This is a genomic window from Kibdelosporangium banguiense, from assembly GCF_017876405.1.
GTDB classification, from domain to species: domain Bacteria; phylum Actinomycetota; class Actinomycetes; order Mycobacteriales; family Pseudonocardiaceae; genus Kibdelosporangium; species Kibdelosporangium banguiense.
The window spans coordinates 4,341,248-4,361,462 of sequence record NZ_JAGINW010000001.1 but is presented as its reverse complement, the minus strand read 5'-3'; the positions used below and the strand labels follow the sequence as shown (position 1 = coordinate 4,361,462).

Sequence of the window (20,215 nt, the reverse complement as noted above, 5' to 3'; positions counted from 1 at the left end):
CACAGCGGACAGCCAAGTATTCTGCCAGACACCCGGCCGAGCTCCCAATCGCCCCCACTCAGGCGAAGGGCGTGAGGGTGACGCCAGCCTCTTCCAACGCGGCACGGACCGCCTGAGCGTGGTGTACGGCGCCTGGTGTGTCGCCATGCAGGCAGAGCGAGTCGATACCGGCTTTGATCACGGTGCCGTCCACGGCGACGATCTCACCATCGGACGCCAGCCGCAGTGCACGGTCGACAACGGCGGCCGTGTCCGTGAGCAAGGCGCCAGGTTCGCGGCGGGGTACGAGCGTGCCTTCAGGCGTGTAACCACGGTCGGCAAAAGCCTCGTGGACCGTACGCAGGCCTGCGGCTGAAGCGGCTGACAAGAACGACGAGCCTGGTAAGCCGAGCACAGGCACGTCGCCCCATGCGCGGACTCCGGCGACGACGGCAGCGGCTTGGGCGTCATGGTGGACGATGGCGTTGTACAACGCACCGTGCGGCTTGACATACGCCACACGCGCACCCGCGGCCGTAGCGAAAGCCGAGAGAGCGCCGATTTGGTACAGCACATCGTCGGCCAACTCGACAGGGTCGACGTCGATGAAACGGCGCCCGAACCCGGCCAGGTCGCGGTAGGAAACCTGCGCACCGATGGCCACTCCGTTGGACGCCGCCAGTTCGCACACCGAACGCATGGTGCGGGGGTCACCGGCGTGGAAGCCGCACGCGACGTTGGCCGACGTCACCACGCCCAGTAAGGCCGAGTCGTCGCCGAGCTTCCAGACGCCGAAGCCTTCGCCGAGATCGCTGTTGAGGTCCATCAGGGCGCCATCACTCCGAGCGAGATCAACAGAACCGTCAACGCGGGCAGGAAGTTGTTCACCTGGTGGGCCACCACGCTCGCGCCGAGCCGGCCGCTGTACAGCCTGGCCAGGCCGATCGGGATGCCGATCACGATCAGCAGCGAGGTCCGCAACGGCTCGAGGTGGCTGACCGCGAACACCGCCGTGCTCAGCGCGAAGACCGCCCAGCGGCCCCACTGCAGCCGTTCCAGCGCACCCCAGAGCAGGCCGCGGAAGATGATCTCCTCGCACATCGGGCCGATCAGCCAGGCGTACAGGAACATCACGATCGCCGCCGAGATCGGCAGGGAATGCCCGTCGACCAGCGCGCTGAAGGCCGACGTGGCGTTCTGCTCGCCGACGATCCGCGTCCACGCCATCGCGGCGATGGTGGTCAGCACCAGCCCGATCAGCCCGAACTTCAGGCCGATCTTGAAGTCCGCCCGCGAGTAGGACCAGCGCAGGTCGATTTTCGGGCCGTTGCCCCGGATCCTGGTGATCAGCAGCGCCACGCCGGTCGCGATGAACACCGGCAGGATCGACCCGACCAGGATGGTCGTCACGCCCGCGGGCTGGCCGGAGTCGCTGGGCTGCAGGATCGCGCTGATGAACACCGCCGACAGCAGCAATGCCGCCTCTACCAGCAGGAACGCCCCGATTCCCCATCGATGCGCCGGGGGTGGCGGCGGTTGTTCTGCCTCCGGCTCAACGGCCATGGTCTCCGGCTCCCGTGGTATGGGTGGGATCACGGGCGTCCTCCGGCGGTGCAACCTGGCCGCGCCGGAGTGCGCGACCTGCTTTGGAGACTACGCACTGTGTCGGCGTGTCACCGAGTCATTCGGCGTGTCACCGCACAATTCGCCCACGTAGGATGATCCTTGCCGGTGACCGCAGCGCGCCAAGGTCCTGCCGCGGGTCGGTCTCGTAGGCGATGACGTCTGCCGCCGAGCCGTCCTCGAAGCTGGAATAGCCGAGCCAACTGCGAGCCGCCCATGAGCCCGCGGCCAGCGCTTGCGTCCGTGTCATTCCCGCGCCATGCAAGGCTTCGATCTCGTCCACGAGCCGACCATGCTCGATTCCGCCGCCCGCGTCTGTGCCGGCGTACACAGACACACCGGCTTCGATCGCCATCCGCACGGTGTCCCGCACGCCGGCATGCAGTTTGAGCATGTGCGCGGCGTAGGCGGGGTACTTCGAAGCCTGCGCCGCGAGCCCCGGGAACGTCTCGATGTTGATCAACGTGGGCACCAGTGCGGCGCCCGACGAGGCCATGGTCGCGATCGTGTCCGCGGTCAACCCGGTGCCGTGTTCGATGCAGTCGATACCGGCCGCGAGCAGGCCAGGGATGGCGTCTTCGCCGAAGACGTGCGCGGTGACGCGGGCGCCTGCCTGGTGCGCGACCTTGATCGCCCGGGCGAGCACGTCGTCCGGCCACAGCGGGGCCAGATCGCCGACGCCCCGGTCGATCCAGTCGCCGACCAGCTTCACCCAGCCGTCGCCGTACGCGGCCTGCTCCGCGACAGCGTCGGGCAGCTTCTCCGGGTCCTCGACTTCCACGCCCAGGTAACGGATGTAGCGCTTCGGCGCGCTGATGTGCCTGCCCGCACGGATGATCCGGGGCAGGTCGAGCCTTTCCTGCAACGGCCTGGTGTCGATCGGCACGCCGCAGTCACGCACCAGCAGCGCGCCACTGTCGCGGTCGGTCTCCGCCTGGGTGATCGACTCCTCGAGAGTGGGGTTGCCGGACGGCGAGATGCCGATGTGGCAGTGCGCGTCCACCAGACCCGGCACCAGGAAACCGCCGTCCACCACGGTTTCCGCGTTCGGTACCGGGGTCAGCCGGATCCGTCCGTTGACCACCCACAGGTCGCGGGTCTGCTCGCCGGGGAGCACGACTCCCCGCAGGTGCAGCGAGGTCACTGGCCCTTCTTGGGGAACTTCAGCTTCGACGGGTCGAATCCGGGCGGCAGCTGGTCGAGACCGGCCAGGCCGGGCGGGAGCTGGTTGAGGCCGGGCGGCATCTTCGACAGATCCGGCGCCGCGCCCGCGGGGAAGCCGGGCAGCGCGGGCAGGTTGCCCCTGCCCTTGACCTTGCGGCCCTTCTTGCGCGCGTCCTTCTTGGCTTTGCGGCTCATCCCGCCGCCACCGCCGAGGCCGAACCGGCCCGCCATCTGCTGCATCATCTTGCGGGCGTCGAAGAACCGGTTGACCAGGTCGTTGACCTCCGCGACCCGGACGCCGGAGCCATTGGCGATCCGGGCCCGGCGGGAAGCGTTGATGATCTTGGGATCGGCCCGCTCGGCCGGGGTCATGCCGCGGATGATCGCCTGCAGCCGGTCCAGGTGCTTGTCGTCGATGTTGGCGGCGGCCTCCTTCATCTGCGCGCCACCGGGCAGCATGCCCAGCAGGTTGCCGATCGGGCCCATCTTGCGCACCGCGAGCATCTGGTCGAGGAAGTCCTCCAGGGTCAGCTGGCCCTGGGTGAGCTTCTCCGCAGCCTCCTGGGCCTGCTGCTGGTCGAAGACCTTCTCGGCCGACTCGATCAGCGACAGCACGTCACCCATGCCCAGGATGCGGCTGGCCATCCGGTCGGGGTGGAAGGCGTCGAAGTCCTCGAGCTTCTCGCCGTTGGACGCGAACATGATCGGCTGGCCGGTGACCTGCCGGACCGACAGCGCGGCACCACCACGGGCGTCACCGTCGAGCTTCGTCAGCACGACACCGCTGAAGCCGACGCCGTCACGGAACGCCTCTGCCGTGTTGACCGCGTCCTGACCGATCATCGCGTCGACCACGAACAGGATCTCGTCGGGCTCGACCGCGTCACGGATGTCCGCGGCCTGCTTCATCAGCTCTTCGTCGACACCCAGCCGGCCGGCGGTGTCGACGATGACCACGTCGTGCTGGGCACGCTTGGCCTCGTCGATGGCACGACGGGCCACGTCCACCGGGTCGCCGACGCCGTTACCGGGCTCGGGAGCGAACACCGCGACACCGGCGCGCTCACCGACCACCTGCAGCTGGGTGACCGCGTTGGGCCGCTGGAGGTCACAGGCGACCAGCATCGGCGCGTGGTTCTGGCCCTTGAGCCAGCGCGCGAGCTTGCCCGCGAGCGTGGTCTTACCGGAACCCTGCAGACCGGCGAGCATGATCACCGTCGGCGGCTGCTTGGCGAACTGCAGCCTGCGGGTCTCCCCGCCGAGGATGCCGATGAGCTCCTCGTTGACGATCTTGACGACCTGCTGCGCCGGGTTCAGCGCGCCGGAGACCTCCGCGCCCTTGGCCCGCTCCTTGACCTGGGCGATGAACGCGCGCACCACCGGCAGCGCGACGTCCGCCTCAAGCAGAGCGATACGGATCTCACGCGCGGTCGCGTCGATGTCCGCCTCGGACAGTCGGCCCTTGCCACGCAGGTTCTGCAGGACCGATGTGAGCCGGTCGGAAAGCGTGTCGAACACGGGTACGGCGCTCCAGGCAAGTCGTGGGTATCAGACACCAGGGTAGTCGTCCCGCTCGGGCAGGATGTGGCAGTGGCCAAGGCGAGTGTGTACATCTCGGTGGACATCGAGGCAGACGGCCCCGTACCGGGGCCTTATTCGATGATTTCGCTCGGCGCGTGTGTGGCCGGACGGCACGACGGTGACGTGTTCACGGCCGTCGACCCGGCTGGTCAGACCTTCTACCGGGAGCTCCGGCCGATCAGCGACGACTTCGTGCCCGAGGCGCTCGCGGTGAGCGGGTTGGACCGGGCCAAGCTCGTGGCTGAGGGCGCTGACCCCGCAACGGCGATGGCGGAGTTCACCGCGTGGGTCGACGAGGTCCGCGGCCGGGCTTCGGCGGTCTTCACGGCATACCCGGCGAGCTTCGACTGGATGTTCACCTACTGGTACCTGATCCGGTTCACCGGCTCGAGCCCGTTCGGGCATTCGCGGTGCCTGGACATGAAGACGTACTTCGCGGCCCGCAGCGGACGGCCGATCAGCGGCGTTGCCAAAGGCACGATGCCCAAGCACCTGCTGTCCAAACGACGGCACACGCACCACGCGTTGGACGACGCGATCGAACAAGGCGAGATGTTCGCGAAGCTCATGAGCATGTAGAGAACCGCGCAGTTTAGAGAACCGCCCGGGCAGGCCCCACCCCTCGATGGGCCCGCCGGGCGGTTCACGGTCCGAGCAGGCACCCGAGTCGCGGCATCCGCCCAGCCCCCGCCTGGGCGGTCTCCCACTTACCGCGATCCCCTCTCGTACCCGCCTGTCTCGTGACAAGCACAAGACTGCCGGTCACAGCGTTTTCCCGGCAGCGTGAAGCCCCCTGGATCGCACTGGGTAGAACTACTCAACTCACGCGAGTGCTGCTGCGTGCACGGCTTCGGCGAGCTTGCTGCGGCTCGCGGCGGACAACGGGCCACCATCCGCGGCACGGATACAGAACGAGTCGACGGCCGTGGTCCCGAGGGTAGCCGCGCGAGCCCACTGTACGTCCGCGCCACACCGTTCCAGGGCTTCAGCGACTCGGTACAGCAGTCCGATCCGGTCCACGGCCCGTAGTTCCAGCACGACCGCGCTGGGGTAGTCCTTGCCGGCCTCGTCGTCGAACCAGAGCACACGTGGCTCGGGCGCGTCCTCTGGGCGGCCGCCGTAATCGCGTTCCTTGGCGGCCAGACGGTCGGCTAACGGCAGGTTGTCCGACAGCGCCAGGCCCATTTGCTCACGCAGCAACGAGGCATTGGGCAACGAGCCGAACCGTGGCGACGCCGTGAACACCTCCACGGCGATCCCGGCATGCGTGTCGATGCTCGCCGAGTGCACCTCAAGGGAGTTCAACGCGAGCACCCCGGCCGCCCTGGACAGCAGGCCCGGCCGGTCCGGCGCGAACATCGTGATGGTCGCGACCCGGCCGGACGACTCGATCGTGACGTCGTGTTTTCCGGACGCGGCAACAGCTTCGGCCTGCACCCGGTGGCGGGAGTCGAGCGGGTCCGGCCGGGCGATCGGCTCGCCTGCCATGGCCTGACTGCTGTAGGAGACCAGGTCGCCGATCAGGGCCGCTTTCCACTCCGTCCACACACCCGGTCCGGTGGCCATCGAGTCCGCTTCGGCCAAGGCGTGCAACAACTCCAGCAGAACCGGGTCGCCGCCGAGGGTCTCGGCCACGCGCACGATCGTCGACTCGTCGGTGACGTCCCGGCGGGTCGCGGTGTCCGGCAGCAGCAAGTGGTGACGGACCATCGCGGACAGCGTGTCGACATCCTGTTTGGACAAACCGAGCCGCTCGCCGACCTGGGTCGCCAGTGCCGCACCGACCTCCGAATGATCCGCCTTCCGGCCCTTGCCGATGTCGTGCAGGAGCGCGCCCAGCAGCAGCAGGTCCGGCCGGGCGACCCGGGTGACCATCCGGCTGGCGTGCGCGGTGGTCTGCACGAGGTGCCTGTCGACTGTCCACTTGTGCGCGGCATCGCGAGGAGGGAGATCACGGACAGCGCCCCATTCGGGGAACAGCCGCGCCCACAATCCACTGCGGTCCAAGGCTTCGATCACATCGATGATGCCCTCTCCGGCGCCCAGCAACGCGATCAGCTCGTCGCGAGCCTGCAAAGGCCAGGGGGCACGGGGTTCCGGCGCGGTCTCGGCAAGCCGCTGGAGGGTCGCTGCCGCGATCGGATGCCCCGTACGCGCGGCAGCCGCTGCGACACGCAACAACAGAGCAGGATCCCGGTGCGGTTCGGCGTCACGCGCCAAAGTCACTTCATTGCCATGCAGCACAACGCCTTCGTCAAGAGGGCGCCGCTCAGGGCCACGTCTCAACCGGCTGAGCACACGACGCGGAGCGTCGGACCCGACACTACGGATGGCGACGTCGAGCGCGTACGCGACGGTCCTGCCTGCGCCGGAAAGCAGCCTGGCGAGGTCGAAACGGTCGCCACGATCCAGCGCCACGGCCACCTCGTCGGCGTCCTGAGCACGCAGGACATCGTTTGCCCGGTGGACAAGGCGACGCAGTTCGGTGCGGACGTCCAGCAAAAGCCGATGCGCGTGTTCGAGTTCCTCGCCCGGCCGGTCGACCAGCTGTGCCACGGCCAGCGCCCGGAGGATGCCGACATCCCGCAGGCCACCGCGGCCGTGCTTGAGATCCGGTTCCACCCAGTGCGCGACCTCGCCGCTGCGATGCCACCGCACCCTGGCCGACTCGGCAAGCGCCGAGACCCGTTTGCGGGCACTGGCACGCCACTTGTCGCGAGCCAGGGTCTTGAGCCGGTCGGCGACTTCCTGGTCACCGGCGATATGCCGGATGTCGAGCAGGCCGACCGCGGTACGCAGGTCGCTGGCGGCAACGTCGAGTGCCTCACCGACGGTACGGACCGAATGGTCGAGGCCGATCCCGGAGTTCCACAGCGGGTACCAGAGCCGCTCAGCGAGCTCGTTGATCCCGTTGCCGCGCCCTTCGTGCACCAGCAGCAGATCCAAGTCGGCGTAGGGCACCAGTTCACGGCGGCCCAAGCCGCCGACTGCCACCAGCGCGACCCCCTGGTTCGCACCGATCCCCGCCTGTGCCGCCTGCGCGGTCAGCCAGAACTCGTGCAGGTCGGTCAGTGCTTCCCGAAGCGCGTCAGGGCTGAGCCTGCGCTGGCCCGCGACCGGTCCGAGCAACCGGTCGCGGGCCTGCACGAGGTCAGCCGCTGACGGGGCTTCCCCCGTATTTTTCACAGCGCGTCTGTGCCGCGTTCCCCGGTCCGCACCCGAACAATGGTGTCGACCGGCGTGACCCAGACCTTGCCGTCACCGATCTTGCCTGTCCGCGCCGCCTCGACGACCGCGTCGACGACCTTGTCCACCGCCGCGTCGTCGGTGAGCACCTCGATACGGACCTTCTGCACGAAGTCCACTGCGTACTCGGCGCCCCGGTACACCTCGGTGTGGCCCTTCTGCCGGCCGTAACCACGGACCTCGCTGACCGTCATGCCCAGCACACCCAGCTGCTCAAGGGCGGCTTTGACGTCGTCAAGGGTGAATGGCTTGATGATCGCGGTTACGAGTTTCATGCTTTCGTCTCCTCAAGGGAAGCCGCGGAGTGTGCACCGGTGGGCTTGGCCGAGTTGCTCAGGCCACTACCACCGCCCAAGCCACCGAAGTCGTAGGCGCTCTCAGCGTGCAGCGCCTCGTCGACACCGGTGACCTCGTCCTCCTTGGACACCCGGAATCCGATGGTGACCTTGATCAGGAACCCGAGGATAAGGGTGATCACGAAGGAGTACGCCAGAACCGCGCCGGCCGCCACGGCCTGCTTGCCCAACTGGGCGAGCCCGCCGCCGTAGAACAGGCCGTCGGCGCCGGCCGAGTTCACCGAGGTGGTCGCGAAGAAGCCGATCAGCAGCGTGCCGGTCAGACCACCGACCAGGTGAACGCCGACCACGTCGAGCGAGTCGTCGAAGCCGAAGCGGAACTTCAGGCTCACCGCCAGTGCGCAGAGGATGCCGGCGATCACGCCGATGGCAAGCGCGCCAAGCGGGTTGACGAAGCCGGCGGCCGGAGTGATCGCGACCAGACCGGCCACCGCACCGGACGCGGCGCCCAGAGTCGTCGGCTTGCCGTACTTGATCTGCTCCACCAGCAGCCAGCCGAGCACCGCGGCGGCAGTGGCGACCGTGGTCGTCATGAACGCGACAGCAGCGGTCTGGTTGGCGCCCAGCGCGGAACCGGCGTTGAAGCCGTACCAGCCGAACCACAGCAGGCTCGCACCCAGCAGCACGAACGGCACGTTGTGCGGGCGACCGGTGTCCCGCGGCCAGCCCTTGCGCTTACCGAGCACAAACGCCAGCGCCAGGCCCGCGGCACCAGCGTTGATGTGCACCGCCGTACCGCCGGCGAAGTCCAGTGCCTTCAACTGGTTGGCGATCCAGCCGCCGATGACCGAGCCGTCCGACGAGGAGAACGCGAACACCCAGTGCGCCACCGGGAAGTAGACGATCGTGGACCACAGCACGGTGAACAGCGTCCACGCCCAGAACTTGGTCCGGTCGGCGATGGCGCCGGAGATCAGGGCGACGGTGATGATCGCGAACATCAGCTGGAACATCACGAACGCCAGCACCGGGTACTGGTGCCCAGCCGGATCCTCGGCGGTCGCCGCGGTGCCCGCGACGGCTCCGACCGTGCCCTTGAGCCCGACATTGTCGAAGTTGCCGAGCAGGCCGCCGAACGCGTCGTTGCCGAACGCGAGCGAGTAGCCGTAGAGAACCCAGAGAACCCCGACCACGCCGAGCGCGATGAAGTTCATCATGAGCATGTTCAGCACGCTCTTCGAGCGGACCATGCCGCCGTAGAAGAACGCGAGCCCTGGGGTCATCAGCATGACCAGGGCGGCACTAGCCAGGATCCAGGCTGTGTCTCCTGCGTTCACATCGTCCTCCCGTGCTGTGTTTTGCACGGGCAGCATCGGGAAGTGGTGTTTCCTGGGATCGCACGCCAGGTTTCGCCGCTGTGAACTGTGTGACATTCGTTGTTACGTCCGCGTTTCCTGCCTGGTCAATGTCGAATCGTTACCAATCGGACATCCCGCTTTGTCGCACCGGGCGGCGCTCGCTAGCGTCGTAGCGACATGAGCCGAGGTAGAAGCGACGAGAAGGCGACCCAGCAGGTGAGTTTTCCACCGGTGGCGCTGGGCGCTCTGCGCTGCCCGCACTGCCTTTCGCCGTTCACCCAGCCGGGTCGTTCGCTGAAATGCGAAACAGGTCACAGTTTCGACCTCGCCCGGCAGGGCTACGTGAACCTGCTCGGCTCCGGCGTGGGCGACACCAAGGAGATGGTCGCGGCCCGGTTCGACTTCCTGGCGGCCGGCCACTACGCCCCCTTGGCCCGTCTCGTCGCGCACGAGGCCGCCCGCGACCTACGCCGAGACGGCCTCGTCGTCGACGCAGGCACCGGTACGGGTTACTACCTTGGGGCGGTTCTCGCGCGTGCGCACGCGTCCACCGGCCTCGGCATGGACACATCCACCGCCGCCCTGCGCCGCGCCGCCCGCGCACACCCCGCGATCGGCGCCGTCGTGTGGGACCTATGGCGCCCCTGGCCCCTGCAGGACCAGTCCGCAGACGTGATCATGAACATCTTCGCGCCCAGGAACCTGGCGGAATCCCACCGCGTACTGCGCCCCGAAGGAACGCTGCTGGTGGTGACGCCCGACTCCACGCACCTGGCGGAACTACGCGACCACCTCGAGATGCTGAACGTGGACGCCGACAAACTGACCCGCCTGGACTCGTCCCTGCAATCCCAGTTCTCCCTGACCGGACGGCACGACTGCGAGATCGAGCTGACACTCACCCCGCAGGACGTGCACCGAATCGTCCACATGGGACCGAACGCGTACCACGTGCCGCCCACGGCGCTGGACGCGATCCAGTCCTCGCTCACGGTCACCGCGGCGTTCGTGGTTTCGGTGTACCGGAGGGAAGCGTGATCGAGGTTCCGGCGACGGCCGTGACGGATCCTTCGTGGCTTTCCGCGCAGCTCTCCTTGTCGTCCCGGCGGTATCCACTGGGTGACCAGGCCACGCTCGGGGTGCTGTGGTGGTACTCGGCCAGCACCGTGTTGCTTGGGCCGTTCGTGGACGGGAAAGATCCTTCGCTTGAGGCCATCACGCTGTTATTGGAGACCGATGGGCGTGTGCTGGATGCTCGGTCTCGCGCGTTCACCGGCTCCCCGGCTTCGAGCGTGCGGGAGATGTTGATCGCTGCGATCTCCTCCGTGGCGAAGGTGAGCGGGGCGCGGTCACGGCAGTTGTGGGCGATCACCACGGATTCCCTGGCCAACCGGCTGCTCTGGGCGGGCCGTACTTCCTCAGCCGTCGAGGTCGCCGCCGAAATCGGGCCTGAGCTGCCACAGCCCAGGTATGTCGAGGTCAACGGCCGGCAGTTCGTGCGGCGGGTGTCGTGCTGCCTGATCTACCAGGGCACGACAACCACCAAGTGCACAAGCTGCCCACGCCAGACCCCTGGGGCCCGCTTGGAACGACTCAAGGCTATTATCTGAAGGTCTGAATCAGATAGTATGAAGACATGAGAGAGATGAGTGCATCCGAGGCATCCCGCAACTTCTCCGCATTACTCGACGAAGCGGAGCACGGCGAGACCATCGTGGTGACCCGCAATGGTCGCCGGGTCGCACTCATCGTTCCCGCGCCGCGAGCCAACGGCCGCGCACTACGCGACGTCTTTCGCCGCTGGAACAAACACGAGGCATTCGACGACGCCTTCGCCGAGAACGTCGCCGGGGTCCGGGGCACTGCGACAGCGGAATTGGACACGGACCCATGGCGCGACTGATTCTCGATACCGGCGTGCTGGTCGAGGGCGTGCGCGGACGCCTGGACCTGGCCGACCTCACCGACGAGGACGATGTCTCGATACCCGCCGTGGTCATCGCCGAGTACCTGACAGGGGTATTGCTGGACAAGGACCACAGCCGCCGAGCCGCCCAGAAGGCATTCCTGGACGACATCCTTTCGATTGCCCCGGTTGAGAACTACGACCCCGCCATTGCAGAGCACCATGCCGAACTGCTGGCGTACGTCCGGCAGGCGGGCCAGGCTCGCGGTGCCCACGACTTGATCATCGCGGCGACCGCCCGGGCGACCGGACGGATCCTGGTCACCACGGACGCCGCGGCTGAGTTCGGCAAACTGCCGGATGTCGAAACAAGACTGATCGCGCCCGGCGAGTAAGCCGGCTCGGCTCAGGCTAATACCGGAGTGTCCGGTCCAGGCCTGCGTTGAGAGTGACGGTCGCACCGGTCAGTGCTCTGCTTACCGGGCAGGTCAGGGCGGCGAAGGTGGCCAGTTCGCGGAAGCGGGCGGCGCTGACCGCGGGCACGTCCGCGCGCAGCACGAGAGCGATGTCCCTGATCTCGATTCCACCGCCCTGGGCCCGGCCGAGGCTGACCCCGGCGCTGACGTCTATCGAGGTGGCGATCAGCTTTTTCGTCGCGAGCACCCGGGACATGTTCATCGCCAGGCATGCCGAGTGCGCGGCCGCGATGAGTTCCTCGGGACTGGTGGTAGCGCGCGAGTCGCCGATCCGGCTGCCGAAACTCATGTCGAAGTCGGCCGCACCGGATGTCTGGAGCACGACGTTTCCCTTGCCGCTCATCAGGTCGCCTTCCCAGTGCGTGGTGGCGTCGCGTTTCAGCATGGTGTCCTCCTACGCGGGACGTGAGTGACACGGTGTTTCTGATGGATGCCCGACGCTCGTCATCACCGGATGACGACACCAGAAGAGTAGCCCTCAATTAAGTTGTGCACAACATTATCTTTCCGTGACCTTCGGCTACGGTGAGCGTGTGAGTGAGCGGCGTTGGGGTTTTCGCACGCGGGCGTTGCATGCTGGTGGAGCGCCTGATCCGACGACGGGCGCGCGGGCCGTGCCGATCTATCAGTCGACGAGCTTTGTGTTCGAGGACAGCGCGGATGCCGCGAACCTGTTCGCGTTGCAGAAGTACGGCAACATCTACAGCCGGATCGGCAATCCGACGGTGGCCGCCTTCGAAGAGCGGATGGCCAGCCTTGAGGGTGGGATCGGCGCGGTGGCGACCGCGAGCGGGCAGGCCGCCGAGTTCCTCACGTTCGCTGCGCTGGCTGAGGCCGGAGAGCACATCGTGTCCGCGAGCGGGCTGTACGGCGGCACAGTCATGCAGATGGATAGCACGTTGAGGCGGCTCGGTGTGCAGACGACGTTCGTCGACGGCGATGTGGACGCGTATGCCGCGGCGATCACGGACAAGACGAAGCTGATCTGGCGGGGTTCGACACCGGCGTCATTTCCTCACGCCGCAACAAGTTCCGCTGATCAGCCCTTGTGGGCGCGGGCCGCGGCGAAGGAGTAGACGCCGTACGCGGCGAAGCCGAGCGCGACCAGGAACAGCAGGACCGAGCCGAATGTCTGCGCCTGCAACGTCTTCAGCGCACCGTCAAGTCCGGCTGCCTGACCAGGCTCGGCGTTGATGGCGGCAATACCGACAAGAATGCCGATGATTCCGTACGCCACGCCTTTCACGCTGTGCCCCGCAACGCCCAGTGGTTTGGCGGCGTTCGGCAGTTGTGCTTCGTTCAGGTCCTCAAGGAACTTCTTCTTGACGCCCCGGCGGATGGCCGCCACCGCGACCCCGAGGATCACCAGCGCGACAATTCCGACCAGCCACGGCCCGAACGGCTGAGCCATCAGTTTCGCGGTCCACTCCTGGGTGGCCTGGTTGCTGGAACCGCCACCGCCACTGCCTGTGGCGATCTGGATCGCGGTGATGCCGAGACCCGCGGCGACAAAAGCACGTGATCCGGCCCCGAACTTACGCAGGAACCGTTTCTTGCCTTTCTCGACCCACGTATAGCCATTGACGATCATCAGGATCTGCCATACGGCATAGGCCAGCAGCCCGATCGCCAATGCCCATAACAGGACCGGGCCCAACGGCGTCTCCGCGAGGGACCCGACCGCGCCCTTCTGGTCCGCCTGCTCCGATTCGCCGAAGACCACCTGCAGCGCCAGCCACGCGACAAGCAGATGCACGACCCCGTAACAGGTCATGCCGAACCGGCCGAGCCACTGAGTGGCCTTGTGGGTGCGAACGTCGGTCATCGTCATCAACTCCCTCGGCCAAGGGGGTTGCCGCCGACACCCGCCCGCAAACTAGGGCAGCCGGTCCTCCCAGCGGGAGACGAACAGTTCGCGGCCGCCCTCGGTCAGTTCGCCCCAGAGCCGGAGCCGGGCCATCCCGCCGTCCGGGTAGACGTCCAGCCGGGCCTGCGTAGCCTCGTGCGGCTCGGCGACGCGGAACAGATGCCTGGTGTCGGGCTGCAGGCGTTCGCGGCTGAGCAACTGCGACCAGTCACCTGACGGACCCGCGACGCTGACTGACGCCCAGCCGGGCGCGTTTCCCTTGAAATGACTGGTATCCAGCTCGATCAGATGCACGATTCCCTGCGCTGCCAGGCGGATCTGCACCCAGTCGTTGCCGTCGTCCCGGCGCCGCGCGGTTTCCCAGCCTTCGCCCATCACCGCGGCCGGGCCGGGCGCGATCAGGTTGTTGGGCGAGGAATAGAACATGTTGCTGCAGCCGGCGACTTCGGCGCCGTTCTCCAGCGCGGCGAGATCGAGGTGTTCGAGGTTGAGGAAACGCGGGTCGGCGACCGGCGATCCGTGCACCCGCAGCCGCGCGACACCGCCGTCCGGGTAGATCGTCAGCCGGACATGTGTGTAACGGCGCGTATCGGTGACTTCGAACGGGTTCTTCGTGTCGCCTTGGAGCGTGGACTTCGGCAACACCGTTACCCAGTCGGCCGCGACCAGTTCCCCGGCAGAGGGATAACCCTCGACGCTGCAGCCCTCGACCGAGGCGAACGGTGGGTAGTTGCCGGTGAAGAAGGCCGTGTCGACGACCACGCCCTTGATCACACCGGGCATCCCGAGCCGGATGATCGCCTGGTCGACGCCCTGTTCCCGGCGCCGCCGGGTCTCCCAGCCGTCGTAGACCTGTCCTTTGTGGCCGAAGGTGTACGTCTGGTAGACCGGCTCGGCCGGCTTGATCAGGTTCTCGCGTTCGGCGAAGAACTCGTCGTTTGCCCAGACCACGGCACCGCCGAACCGCCGCGAGGCCAGGTCAGGGCTTTGCTCGAAACTCACGCGTCCTCCCGGCCCAGCAGATCGCCGTGCAACTCTTCACCAGTGACCTTGATACCGCGCAGCCACGTCGACACGACCCGGCCCGCGAGCGGCAGGCCGTGATACGCGGTCACAGGGTTGCGGTGATGCAACTGCTCAGCCTGCACGACGAACGCCTCGTCCGGGGCGAACACGCAGAAGTCGGCGTCGAAACCGGGCGCGATCTGGCCCTTGTGCCGCATTCCGGCGAGCTTGGCCGGCCGGTGCGCCATCCACTCGGCCACGTCGAACATCTTGTGGCCCCGGCGGCGCGCCTGCGTCCACACCGCGGGCAGGCCGATCTGCAGACCGGCGATCCCGCCCCACGCGTCCCCGAAATCGCCGGTGTCGAAGCGCTTCAAGGCGATCGTGGACGGTGAGTGGTCGCTGACGATGAAGTCGATCAGGCCGTCGGCCAGGCCCTGCCAGAGCGCCTCCCGGTTGGCGGCCTCCCGGATCGGCGGGCAGCACTTGAACTGGGTCGCGCCGTCGGGGATCTCCTCGGCGACGAACGTCAGGTAGTGCGGGCACGTCTCCACAGTCAGCTCGACGCCCTCGGCCCGCGCCTCGGCGATCATCGGCAGCGCGTCCGAAGAGGACAGATGCAGGATGTGCGCCCGGGCCCCGGTCTTGCGGGCCAGCGCGATCACCCTGGAGATCGCGCCGTTCTCGGCCGCCCGTGGCCGGGAGGCCAGGAAGTCGGCGTAACGCCTGCCGCGCGACGACGTGATCGACTGCTCGTCCTCGGCGTGCACGATCATCAGGCCGTTGAAGCGGTTGAGCTCACGCAGCGCGGCCTCGAACTCGGCGAACGACAGGTGGCCGAACTCGTCGACGCCCGAGTGCAGCAGGAAGCTCTTGAAGCCGAACACCCCGGCCTCGTGCATCGGCCGCAACTGCTTGAGGTTGCCCGGCACAGCGCCGCCCCAGAACCCGACGTCGACGTGTAAACGGCCTTCGGCGGTCTTGCGCTTCACGTCGAGGGCGTCCACGTCGATGGTCGGTGGCAGGCTGTTGAGCGGCATGTCCAGCAGGGTCGTGATACCGCCCGCCGCGGCCGCGCGGGTGGCGGTCTTGAAGCCCTCCCACTCGGTCCGGCCGGGATCGTTGACGTGTACGTGGGTGTCCACAAGGCCCGGCAGCAGCACCTGGTTCGCACCGAGTTCGATCACCCGGTCCGCGTCCAGGGCGCTGTTCAACGGCTCGACGGCGACGATGCGCCCTTCCCGCACTCCGACTGTCCCCTCGACCTCACCGGCCGTGGTGATCATCCTGCGGGCCCGGAACACCAGGTCCAGCACCTGCCACCCTCTTTCCGCGTTTCTGGCTAGTGTGGGGAGTGCCCGCCGTCACCCTGAACCGATTCAATTCGGCACCGGCCGACGACCTGCGTCCCTTGCTGGGAGATTGTCTCTCGGTCCCCCGATGGGCCGACGAGGTGCTCGCCCTGCGGCCGTTCGCCGATCGTGCGACCTTACTGTCCGTGGCCACCTCCCGAGCGCGTGAACTGACCAACGACGAGCTTCACCTGGCCATGGCCGCTCATCCCCGGATCGGCGAGCGTAAGGACGGCGACGCTTGGTCACAAGCCGAGCAGTCCGGCGTCGATGGTTCCGTCGCCACGCGGCTGCTTGACGCCAACGTCCGTTACGAAGACCGTTTCGGCCACATCTACCTCGTGTTCGCCTCCGGGCGCAGCGGCGAGGAGCTGCTCACGATCCTGGAGTCGCGCCTGGGCAACGACCCCGCGACCGAGCTGCGGATCGTCAACGAGGAACTGGCCAAGATCGCCATCCGCCGCCTGGAACAGCTGGTGACGACATGACGAGCGCCGTGACCACCCATGTCCTGGACTCTGCCTCGGGTCGTCCGGCGGCAGGCGTGCCTGTCTCGCTTTCGGCGGCTGACGGCTCGTTGCTTGCCTCAGGCGTGACCGACAGTGACGGCCGTCTGCGTTCGCTGGGACCCGCGTCGCTGGAAGCCGGCGTCTACCGGCTTGTGTTCGACATCGAGGCGTACCACGGGCCGGACGCGTTCTACCCGAAGATCACTGTGGACTTCCGGATCTTCGAAGCCGGGGTGCACCATCATGTGCCGGTCCTGTTGAGCCCATTCGCCTATTCGACCTACCGAGGGAGCTGACGTTGTCGTACAGCCTGGGCCCGAACCAGTACGGCAAAGCCGAGGTCCGCCTCGTGACGGTGTCACGATCGTCCTCAGTGCACTCACTGCGCGATCTGACCGTCAGCACCTCACTGCGCGGCTCCCTCGCAGCGACCCACCTGACCGGCGACAACTCCGACGTCGTCGCCACGGACACGCAGAAGAACACGGTCTACGCCTTCGCCAAGGACGGTGGCGTCGACGAGATCGAGGACTTCGCGCTACGCCTCGGCAGGCACTTCGTCACGTCCTTCGAGCAGATCTCCGGCGCCCGGATCCTGATCGACGAACACAGCTGGGACCGGATTTCCGACCACGCCTTCTCCGGTGGCTCCCGCGAGGTCCGCACCACGGCGGTGACAGTGTCCGGTTCGGACCACTGGGTCGTGTCCGGCCTGCGTGACCTGGTGGTCCTGAAGACAACCGGCTCGGAGTTCCACGGCTACCCCAAGGACAAGTACACAACGCTGCCCGAGACATCCGACCGAATCCTGGCCACGGCAGTGACCGCCCGCTGGCGCTACCAGGGCACGGTCTCCTACACGGAGAGCTTCGCGGCAATCCGATCGCTGCTGGTCTCCACATTCGCCGCCAAGCACAGCTTGTCGCTGCAGCAGACGCTGTACGCGATGGGCTCAGCCGTGTTGGAGGCCCGGCCTGAGGTGGCGGAGATCCGGCTGTCCATGCCGAACAAGCACCACTTCGTGGTCGATTTGTCACCTTTTGGGCTGGAGAACAACAACGAGGTCTTCTACGCGGCCGACCGTCCATACGGGCTGATCGAGGGCAGTGTGGTCCGCGACGACGCCGAGGACGCCGGCCTGGCCTGGTATTCGCTCCCGGAGTTCTAACGCGGCCAGGTGGTCGACCCCGTCGATCACGGTGAGCAGGTTCGGTACAGGCGAAGTGATCTTCGCGCCTCTTGTTCTCCTTGCCGCCCAGGAACTTCACCGCGTCCGCGTAGCTGAGGATGCCCATCCGGCCATCCTGCCGGGCCAGGTACAGGATCTGGCGTCACACGGCTATGTCGTGGTGACGATCGATCACACCTACGAGACCGCTGTGGAATTTCCGGGCGGACGGGTCGAACCACCGATCGCGCAAACCCCGACGCCGGAATACCTGAAAGCCGCGATCGATGCCCGGGTCGCGGACACACGATTTGTTCTCGACCGCCTGCCGCAGGTCAACCGCGACCTCAACAACGTCATGAACCTCAGCAGAGTGGGGATGTTCGGCCATTCCTACGGTGGATTCACCGCAGGCGAGACGATGGTCGACGACCGGCGCATCAAAGCCGGCATCAACCTCGACGGGCAGATGGGCTGGGGATTCGGCCGCGACGGCGTTCCCTACCTTCCCGGCGAGGTGGTCAAACGCGGCCTGGACCGGCCGTTCAAACTGATGGGCAGCCAGATTCGGCTGCCCGACGGCACTATCGTCCACCATTCCCCGCGCAACGACTGGGACCGATCGTGGTTCGAGTTCTGGGCCAACCAACGCGGCTGGAAGCAGGACGTACTCATCAAGGGTTCCGCCCACAACAGCTACAGCGACCTGCAGGTGATCCTGCCCCAGCTCACCGGCCCGTTGGGCTTCCCAGCCGACAAGTGGATCCCGCTCATCGGAACCATTGACCCGGCACGCTCCATCGCCATCCAGAACACCAATATCCGGACCTTCTTCGACCGCTTTCTCGCGTAATCCACCCAATCCGGGTGTGACAGCCAGGTCCACGACAAGAGGCCCCCGGTCGCACCGGGGGCTTCTTGTCGACTAGTGGCCAAGCGATCGAAGTAACGAGACCACCGCTGCTTGGGGAACCACCAGCGTCACGCTGCGATTCTTCGAGTCGCGGATCTCGTCGAGCGTGTGTGGCAGCTCGACGCAGTTGTTCTCGCCTTCAGTTCGCGTCGACTTCTTCCAGCGTTTCGCCTCCATCGTGCTCCTCCGTTGTGTTGTGCCTACGGAGGATCGTCGCAGACTCCTCATCGGCGGCGGCCAACTCCCAGAGCTCCTCGAATCCACGCCTGTACGTCTCGGTCTCGTCTGGCTCGTGGATGTAGGTCGCGTCGGTCAGACCCTCGATGTACACGCGGGTGATCTTGGGGGAAGCGATCTCCAGGACCGTGAATCCAACACCCAACGCACGATGAGCGCCGACCGCGAACGGCAGGATCCGGATAGCGACGTTCGGCAACTGCGCCATGTCCAACAGGTGGGCGATCTGTTCCCTCATTACATCGGGCCCACCGACGGCCCGGTGCAGCATCGCTTCACCAAGCACCACCCTGATCAGCGGAGGGGTCTCTCTGGTGACGATCTTCCCGCGAGAAAGCCGGTCAGTCAGACGGTCCTCGACTGTGCCGGACCCATGTTCCAGTACCGCACGGGCATATGCCTTGGTCTGCAGAAACGACGGCAGCAGCTCCGCGTCGTAATACTGCACCACGGAAGCTTGTCTCAAAAGCGTGACGTAGGTCTGCGCGAAGTCCGCGACCCGAGCGGCTGATTCGCGTTTACGTGCGGCGTCCGCCAGCAGATGCAGGGTGCGCCGCTCCTCGTCATCGATCCCATAGATGGTTGCCAGCCGGTCCATCTCAGCGAACGTCGGGACTCGAGCGCCCGACTCGACCCGGCTCACCTTCCCGGCATACCAGCGCAAGTCCTGCTCGACCTCGGCAGGCTTCTTTTCAGCCCTCGTCCGGAGATTGCGGAGCGTTTCGCCGAGTTCGATCCTCTGTGGATTCCTGGTAGCCATATCCCCTTGTGTCCATCCATCTGTCTGTCGATTGGCACATCCTGCTACGTCTCTGCCGCTCCGGACATCCCTCGATCGAGGCATGGATAACTGGACATGTCTAGTTGTACTGTGCTGATAGACATCAAACAGGTGGGCGTATGACCGCGTTCGATCGAGGTACATCCCCATGACGCACGTTCTTGCCGCAGTCCTACGGGACGCGATGATCAATCGCTTGGCAAGCCTGGACAGCCTGTCCCGCAAAGCATCTGCCAGTACCGAACTTGGGAATCTGACCTCGGCGATGCGGGAGATTCTGGACTTGCATCAGCCTGACAGCAGCGGCCGGTGCCGTGGCTGCCCCGGATGGCGGCGCAACCGCAGGTTTCCCTGTCCTGTCTGGCTGATCGCGCACCGCCATCTGCTGGTCCCAGCCGACCCCCTCGGCAACTCGAACTGATCTTTCAACAATCATTGACTACACTAGGAGCTCAGCCATGTGTGATGCCACGGAACTCGACGACCACGCAGCCTCAATCGTCGCGGCGCAGGCACCTCGTCTGTTCGCCACTGTCATGACGAACCATCGCGACAACGACATCGAGATCATCGGGTGGGGTATGGAGTTCGCCGACAGTGCGTACATGATCACCGCCGATGGCAGGAACCAATACTTTCTTGCCGAAGCTGAGAACGCTCTGATGTACGTCCGCAGCGAGCCCGACACTACTTACGATCTCGTATGGGTTGCTCCTGCCAGCCCGTGCACCGACAGGTAGCCGCCGCACGGTCC

The 20,215-nt window shown here is 66.5% G+C and carries 24 protein-coding genes and 1 pseudogene; 12 read left to right on the top strand and 13 right to left on the bottom strand.

Translation table 11 applies throughout. From position 1 onward, the window contains the following. Positions 1-58 precede the first annotated feature (58 nt). The 4 genes from JOF56_RS20630 to ffh form a co-directional block, all read right to left on the bottom strand. Positions 59-805 carry a LamB/YcsF family protein gene (locus JOF56_RS20630; RefSeq protein WP_209640648.1) on the bottom strand — a complete coding sequence of 249 codons (747 nt, stop codon included), beginning with the start codon at positions 803-805 and terminating at the stop codon, positions 59-61. Continuing rightward, complete coding sequence (locus tag JOF56_RS20625) at positions 805-1,542, bottom strand: type II CAAX endopeptidase family protein (protein WP_209640646.1); 738 nt, start codon at positions 1,540-1,542, stop codon at positions 805-807. Before JOF56_RS20625 ends, JOF56_RS20630 begins: the two co-directional genes overlap by 1 nt. A 130-nt stretch (positions 1,543-1,672) precedes the next feature. Then, entirely contained in the window at positions 1,673-2,746 is a 1,074-nt protein-coding gene (locus JOF56_RS20620) for an amidohydrolase family protein (RefSeq protein WP_209640644.1), read from the bottom strand. Then, positions 2,743-4,284, bottom strand: coding sequence for a signal recognition particle protein (gene ffh / locus JOF56_RS20615; RefSeq protein ID WP_209640642.1), 1,542 nt, complete (start codon positions 4,282-4,284; stop codon positions 2,743-2,745). The genes JOF56_RS20620 and ffh overlap by 4 nt, the downstream gene beginning before the upstream one ends. A 72-nt stretch (positions 4,285-4,356) precedes the next feature. Between ffh and JOF56_RS20610 the strand changes: the two genes are divergently transcribed. Continuing rightward, the gene (locus JOF56_RS20610) at positions 4,357-4,926 is read left to right on the top strand and encodes a 3'-5' exonuclease (RefSeq protein ID WP_209640640.1); all 570 of its coding nucleotides are present in this window, start codon (positions 4,357-4,359) and stop codon (positions 4,924-4,926) included. Positions 4,927-5,169: 243 nt separating this feature from the next. Here JOF56_RS20610 and JOF56_RS20605 read toward each other — a convergent pair whose 3' ends face one another. The 3 genes from JOF56_RS20605 to JOF56_RS20595 are packed head-to-tail and all read right to left on the bottom strand — an operon-like array spanning position 5,170 to position 9,262. Then, positions 5,170-7,533, bottom strand: coding sequence for a [protein-PII] uridylyltransferase (locus tag JOF56_RS20605; protein WP_209640638.1), 2,364 nt, complete (start codon positions 7,531-7,533; stop codon positions 5,170-5,172). Continuing rightward, on the bottom strand, positions 7,530-7,868 hold the full coding sequence (locus JOF56_RS20600) for a P-II family nitrogen regulator (RefSeq protein WP_033392613.1): 339 nt from the start codon (positions 7,866-7,868) through the stop codon (positions 7,530-7,532). The genes JOF56_RS20605 and JOF56_RS20600 overlap by 4 nt, the downstream gene beginning before the upstream one ends. Beyond that, positions 7,865-9,262, bottom strand: a complete 1,398-nt coding sequence (locus tag JOF56_RS20595; protein WP_245378325.1) for an ammonium transporter — start codon at positions 9,260-9,262, stop codon at positions 7,865-7,867. Before JOF56_RS20595 ends, JOF56_RS20600 begins: the two co-directional genes overlap by 4 nt. Positions 9,263-9,424: 162 nt before the next feature. Between JOF56_RS20595 and JOF56_RS20590 the strand changes: the two genes are divergently transcribed. From JOF56_RS20590 to JOF56_RS20575, 4 genes are read left to right on the top strand one after another with little or no spacing between them, the layout of a single operon-like run. Continuing rightward, positions 9,425-10,285: a putative RNA methyltransferase gene (locus tag JOF56_RS20590; RefSeq protein WP_209640636.1), complete on the top strand. Its 861-nt coding sequence runs from the start codon at positions 9,425-9,427 to the stop codon at positions 10,283-10,285. Then, positions 10,282-10,857 (top strand): (2Fe-2S)-binding protein, encoded by a 576-nt coding sequence (locus tag JOF56_RS20585; RefSeq protein ID WP_209640634.1) that lies wholly within the window; start codon positions 10,282-10,284, stop codon positions 10,855-10,857. The genes JOF56_RS20590 and JOF56_RS20585 overlap by 4 nt, the downstream gene beginning before the upstream one ends. A gap of 26 nt (positions 10,858-10,883) precedes the next feature. After that, positions 10,884-11,150, top strand: a complete 267-nt coding sequence (locus JOF56_RS20580; RefSeq protein ID WP_209640632.1) for a type II toxin-antitoxin system Phd/YefM family antitoxin — start codon at positions 10,884-10,886, stop codon at positions 11,148-11,150. After that, the gene (locus JOF56_RS20575) at positions 11,138-11,548 is read left to right on the top strand and encodes a PIN domain-containing protein (protein WP_209640630.1); all 411 of its coding nucleotides are present in this window, start codon (positions 11,138-11,140) and stop codon (positions 11,546-11,548) included. The genes JOF56_RS20580 and JOF56_RS20575 overlap by 13 nt, the downstream gene beginning before the upstream one ends. Before the next feature lie 16 nt (positions 11,549-11,564). Here JOF56_RS20575 and JOF56_RS20570 read toward each other — a convergent pair whose 3' ends face one another. Then, positions 11,565-12,014 carry an OsmC family peroxiredoxin gene (locus tag JOF56_RS20570; protein ID WP_209640628.1) on the bottom strand — a complete coding sequence of 150 codons (450 nt, stop codon included), beginning with the start codon at positions 12,012-12,014 and terminating at the stop codon, positions 11,565-11,567. 148 nt (positions 12,015-12,162) lie between these two features. Between JOF56_RS20570 and JOF56_RS20565 the strand changes: the two are divergent. Beyond that, positions 12,163-12,618 (top strand): annotated as a pseudogene (locus tag JOF56_RS20565) (PLP-dependent transferase); the annotation flags it as partial. A 50-nt stretch (positions 12,619-12,668) separates the two neighbouring features. Here JOF56_RS20565 and JOF56_RS20560 read toward each other — a convergent pair. The 3 genes from JOF56_RS20560 to allB are packed head-to-tail and all read right to left on the bottom strand — an operon-like array spanning position 12,669 to position 15,814. Continuing rightward, positions 12,669-13,454, bottom strand: a complete 786-nt coding sequence (locus JOF56_RS20560) for a DUF1206 domain-containing protein (RefSeq protein ID WP_307855176.1) — start codon at positions 13,452-13,454, stop codon at positions 12,669-12,671. A 51-nt stretch (positions 13,455-13,505) separates the two neighbouring features. Beyond that, complete coding sequence (gene alc, locus JOF56_RS20555) at positions 13,506-14,498, bottom strand: allantoicase (protein WP_209640625.1); 993 nt, start codon at positions 14,496-14,498, stop codon at positions 13,506-13,508. Next, a complete protein-coding gene (allB, locus tag JOF56_RS20550) occupies positions 14,495-15,814 on the bottom strand; it encodes an allantoinase AllB (RefSeq protein ID WP_209648363.1) in 1,320 nt (439 codons plus the stop codon). The genes alc and allB overlap by 4 nt, the downstream gene beginning before the upstream one ends. A 41-nt stretch (positions 15,815-15,855) precedes the next feature. Here allB and uraD point away from each other — a divergent pair, with 41 nt between their 5' ends. From uraD to JOF56_RS20530, 4 genes are read left to right on the top strand one after another with little or no spacing between them, the layout of a single operon-like run. Then, entirely contained in the window at positions 15,856-16,341 is a 486-nt protein-coding gene (gene uraD / locus JOF56_RS20545) for a 2-oxo-4-hydroxy-4-carboxy-5-ureidoimidazoline decarboxylase (protein WP_209640622.1), read from the top strand. Next, positions 16,338-16,658 carry a hydroxyisourate hydrolase gene (gene uraH, locus JOF56_RS20540; RefSeq protein ID WP_209640619.1) on the top strand — a complete coding sequence of 107 codons (321 nt, stop codon included), beginning with the start codon at positions 16,338-16,340 and terminating at the stop codon, positions 16,656-16,658. The genes uraD and uraH overlap by 4 nt, the downstream gene beginning before the upstream one ends. A 2-nt stretch (positions 16,659-16,660) precedes the next feature. Continuing rightward, positions 16,661-17,530: a factor-independent urate hydroxylase gene (pucL, locus tag JOF56_RS20535; protein WP_209640617.1), complete on the top strand. Its 870-nt coding sequence runs from the start codon at positions 16,661-16,663 to the stop codon at positions 17,528-17,530. A gap of 31 nt (positions 17,531-17,561) precedes the next feature. Next, positions 17,562-18,383, top strand: a complete 822-nt coding sequence (locus JOF56_RS20530) for an alpha/beta hydrolase family protein (protein ID WP_209640614.1) — start codon at positions 17,562-17,564, stop codon at positions 18,381-18,383. 72 nt (positions 18,384-18,455) lie between these two features. Here the strand turns inward: JOF56_RS20530 and JOF56_RS60715 are convergent, their stop codons facing one another. Together JOF56_RS60715 and JOF56_RS20520 are read right to left on the bottom strand one after the other, a co-directional pair. Next, the gene (locus JOF56_RS60715) at positions 18,456-18,620 is read right to left on the bottom strand and encodes a DUF397 domain-containing protein (RefSeq protein ID WP_209640610.1); all 165 of its coding nucleotides are present in this window, start codon (positions 18,618-18,620) and stop codon (positions 18,456-18,458) included. Next, positions 18,583-19,611, bottom strand: coding sequence for a helix-turn-helix domain-containing protein (locus tag JOF56_RS20520; RefSeq protein ID WP_209640607.1), 1,029 nt, complete (start codon positions 19,609-19,611; stop codon positions 18,583-18,585). The genes JOF56_RS60715 and JOF56_RS20520 overlap by 38 nt, the downstream gene beginning before the upstream one ends. Between JOF56_RS20520 and JOF56_RS20515 the strand changes: the two genes are divergently transcribed. Continuing rightward, positions 19,610-19,882, top strand: a complete 273-nt coding sequence (locus JOF56_RS20515; RefSeq protein ID WP_209640604.1) for a hypothetical protein — start codon at positions 19,610-19,612, stop codon at positions 19,880-19,882. The genes JOF56_RS20520 and JOF56_RS20515 overlap by 2 nt on opposite strands. A 37-nt stretch (positions 19,883-19,919) precedes the next feature. Then, entirely contained in the window at positions 19,920-20,201 is a 282-nt protein-coding gene (locus JOF56_RS20510; RefSeq protein WP_209640601.1) for a hypothetical protein, read from the top strand. The last annotated feature ends 14 nt before the right edge of the window (positions 20,202-20,215 follow it).

Excerpts from the sequence above, each read along its gene's own strand:
- JOF56_RS20630 (WP_209640648.1), bottom strand. The coding sequence starts at position 805 with ATGGACCTCAACAGCGATCTCGGCGAAGGCTTCGGCGTCTGGAAGCTC.
- JOF56_RS20625 (WP_209640646.1), bottom strand. The coding sequence starts at position 1,542 with ATGGCCGTTGAGCCGGAGGCAGAACAACCGCCGCCACCCCCGGCGCAT.
- JOF56_RS20600 (WP_033392613.1), bottom strand. The coding sequence starts at position 7,868 with ATGAAACTCGTAACCGCGATCATCAAGCCATTCACCCTTGACGACGTC.
- JOF56_RS20595 (WP_245378325.1), bottom strand. The coding sequence starts at position 9,262 with ATGCTGCCCGTGCAAAACACAGCACGGGAGGACGATGTGAACGCAGGA.
- JOF56_RS20590 (WP_209640636.1), top strand. The coding sequence starts at position 9,425 with ATGAGCCGAGGTAGAAGCGACGAGAAGGCGACCCAGCAGGTGAGTTTT.
- JOF56_RS20580 (WP_209640632.1), top strand. The coding sequence starts at position 10,884 with ATGAGAGAGATGAGTGCATCCGAGGCATCCCGCAACTTCTCCGCATTA.
- JOF56_RS20575 (WP_209640630.1), top strand. The coding sequence starts at position 11,138 with ATGGCGCGACTGATTCTCGATACCGGCGTGCTGGTCGAGGGCGTGCGC.
- JOF56_RS20570 (WP_209640628.1), bottom strand. The coding sequence starts at position 12,014 with ATGCTGAAACGCGACGCCACCACGCACTGGGAAGGCGACCTGATGAGC.
- JOF56_RS20560 (WP_307855176.1), bottom strand. The coding sequence starts at position 13,454 with ATGACCGACGTTCGCACCCACAAGGCCACTCAGTGGCTCGGCCGGTTC.
- uraH (WP_209640619.1), top strand. The coding sequence starts at position 16,338 with ATGACGAGCGCCGTGACCACCCATGTCCTGGACTCTGCCTCGGGTCGT.
- JOF56_RS60715 (WP_209640610.1), bottom strand. The coding sequence starts at position 18,620 with ATGGAGGCGAAACGCTGGAAGAAGTCGACGCGAACTGAAGGCGAGAAC.
- JOF56_RS20515 (WP_209640604.1), top strand. The coding sequence starts at position 19,610 with ATGACGCACGTTCTTGCCGCAGTCCTACGGGACGCGATGATCAATCGC.
- JOF56_RS20520 (WP_209640607.1), bottom strand. The coding sequence starts at position 19,611 with ATGGGGATGTACCTCGATCGAACGCGGTCATACGCCCACCTGTTTGAT.
- JOF56_RS20510 (WP_209640601.1), top strand. The coding sequence starts at position 19,920 with ATGTGTGATGCCACGGAACTCGACGACCACGCAGCCTCAATCGTCGCG.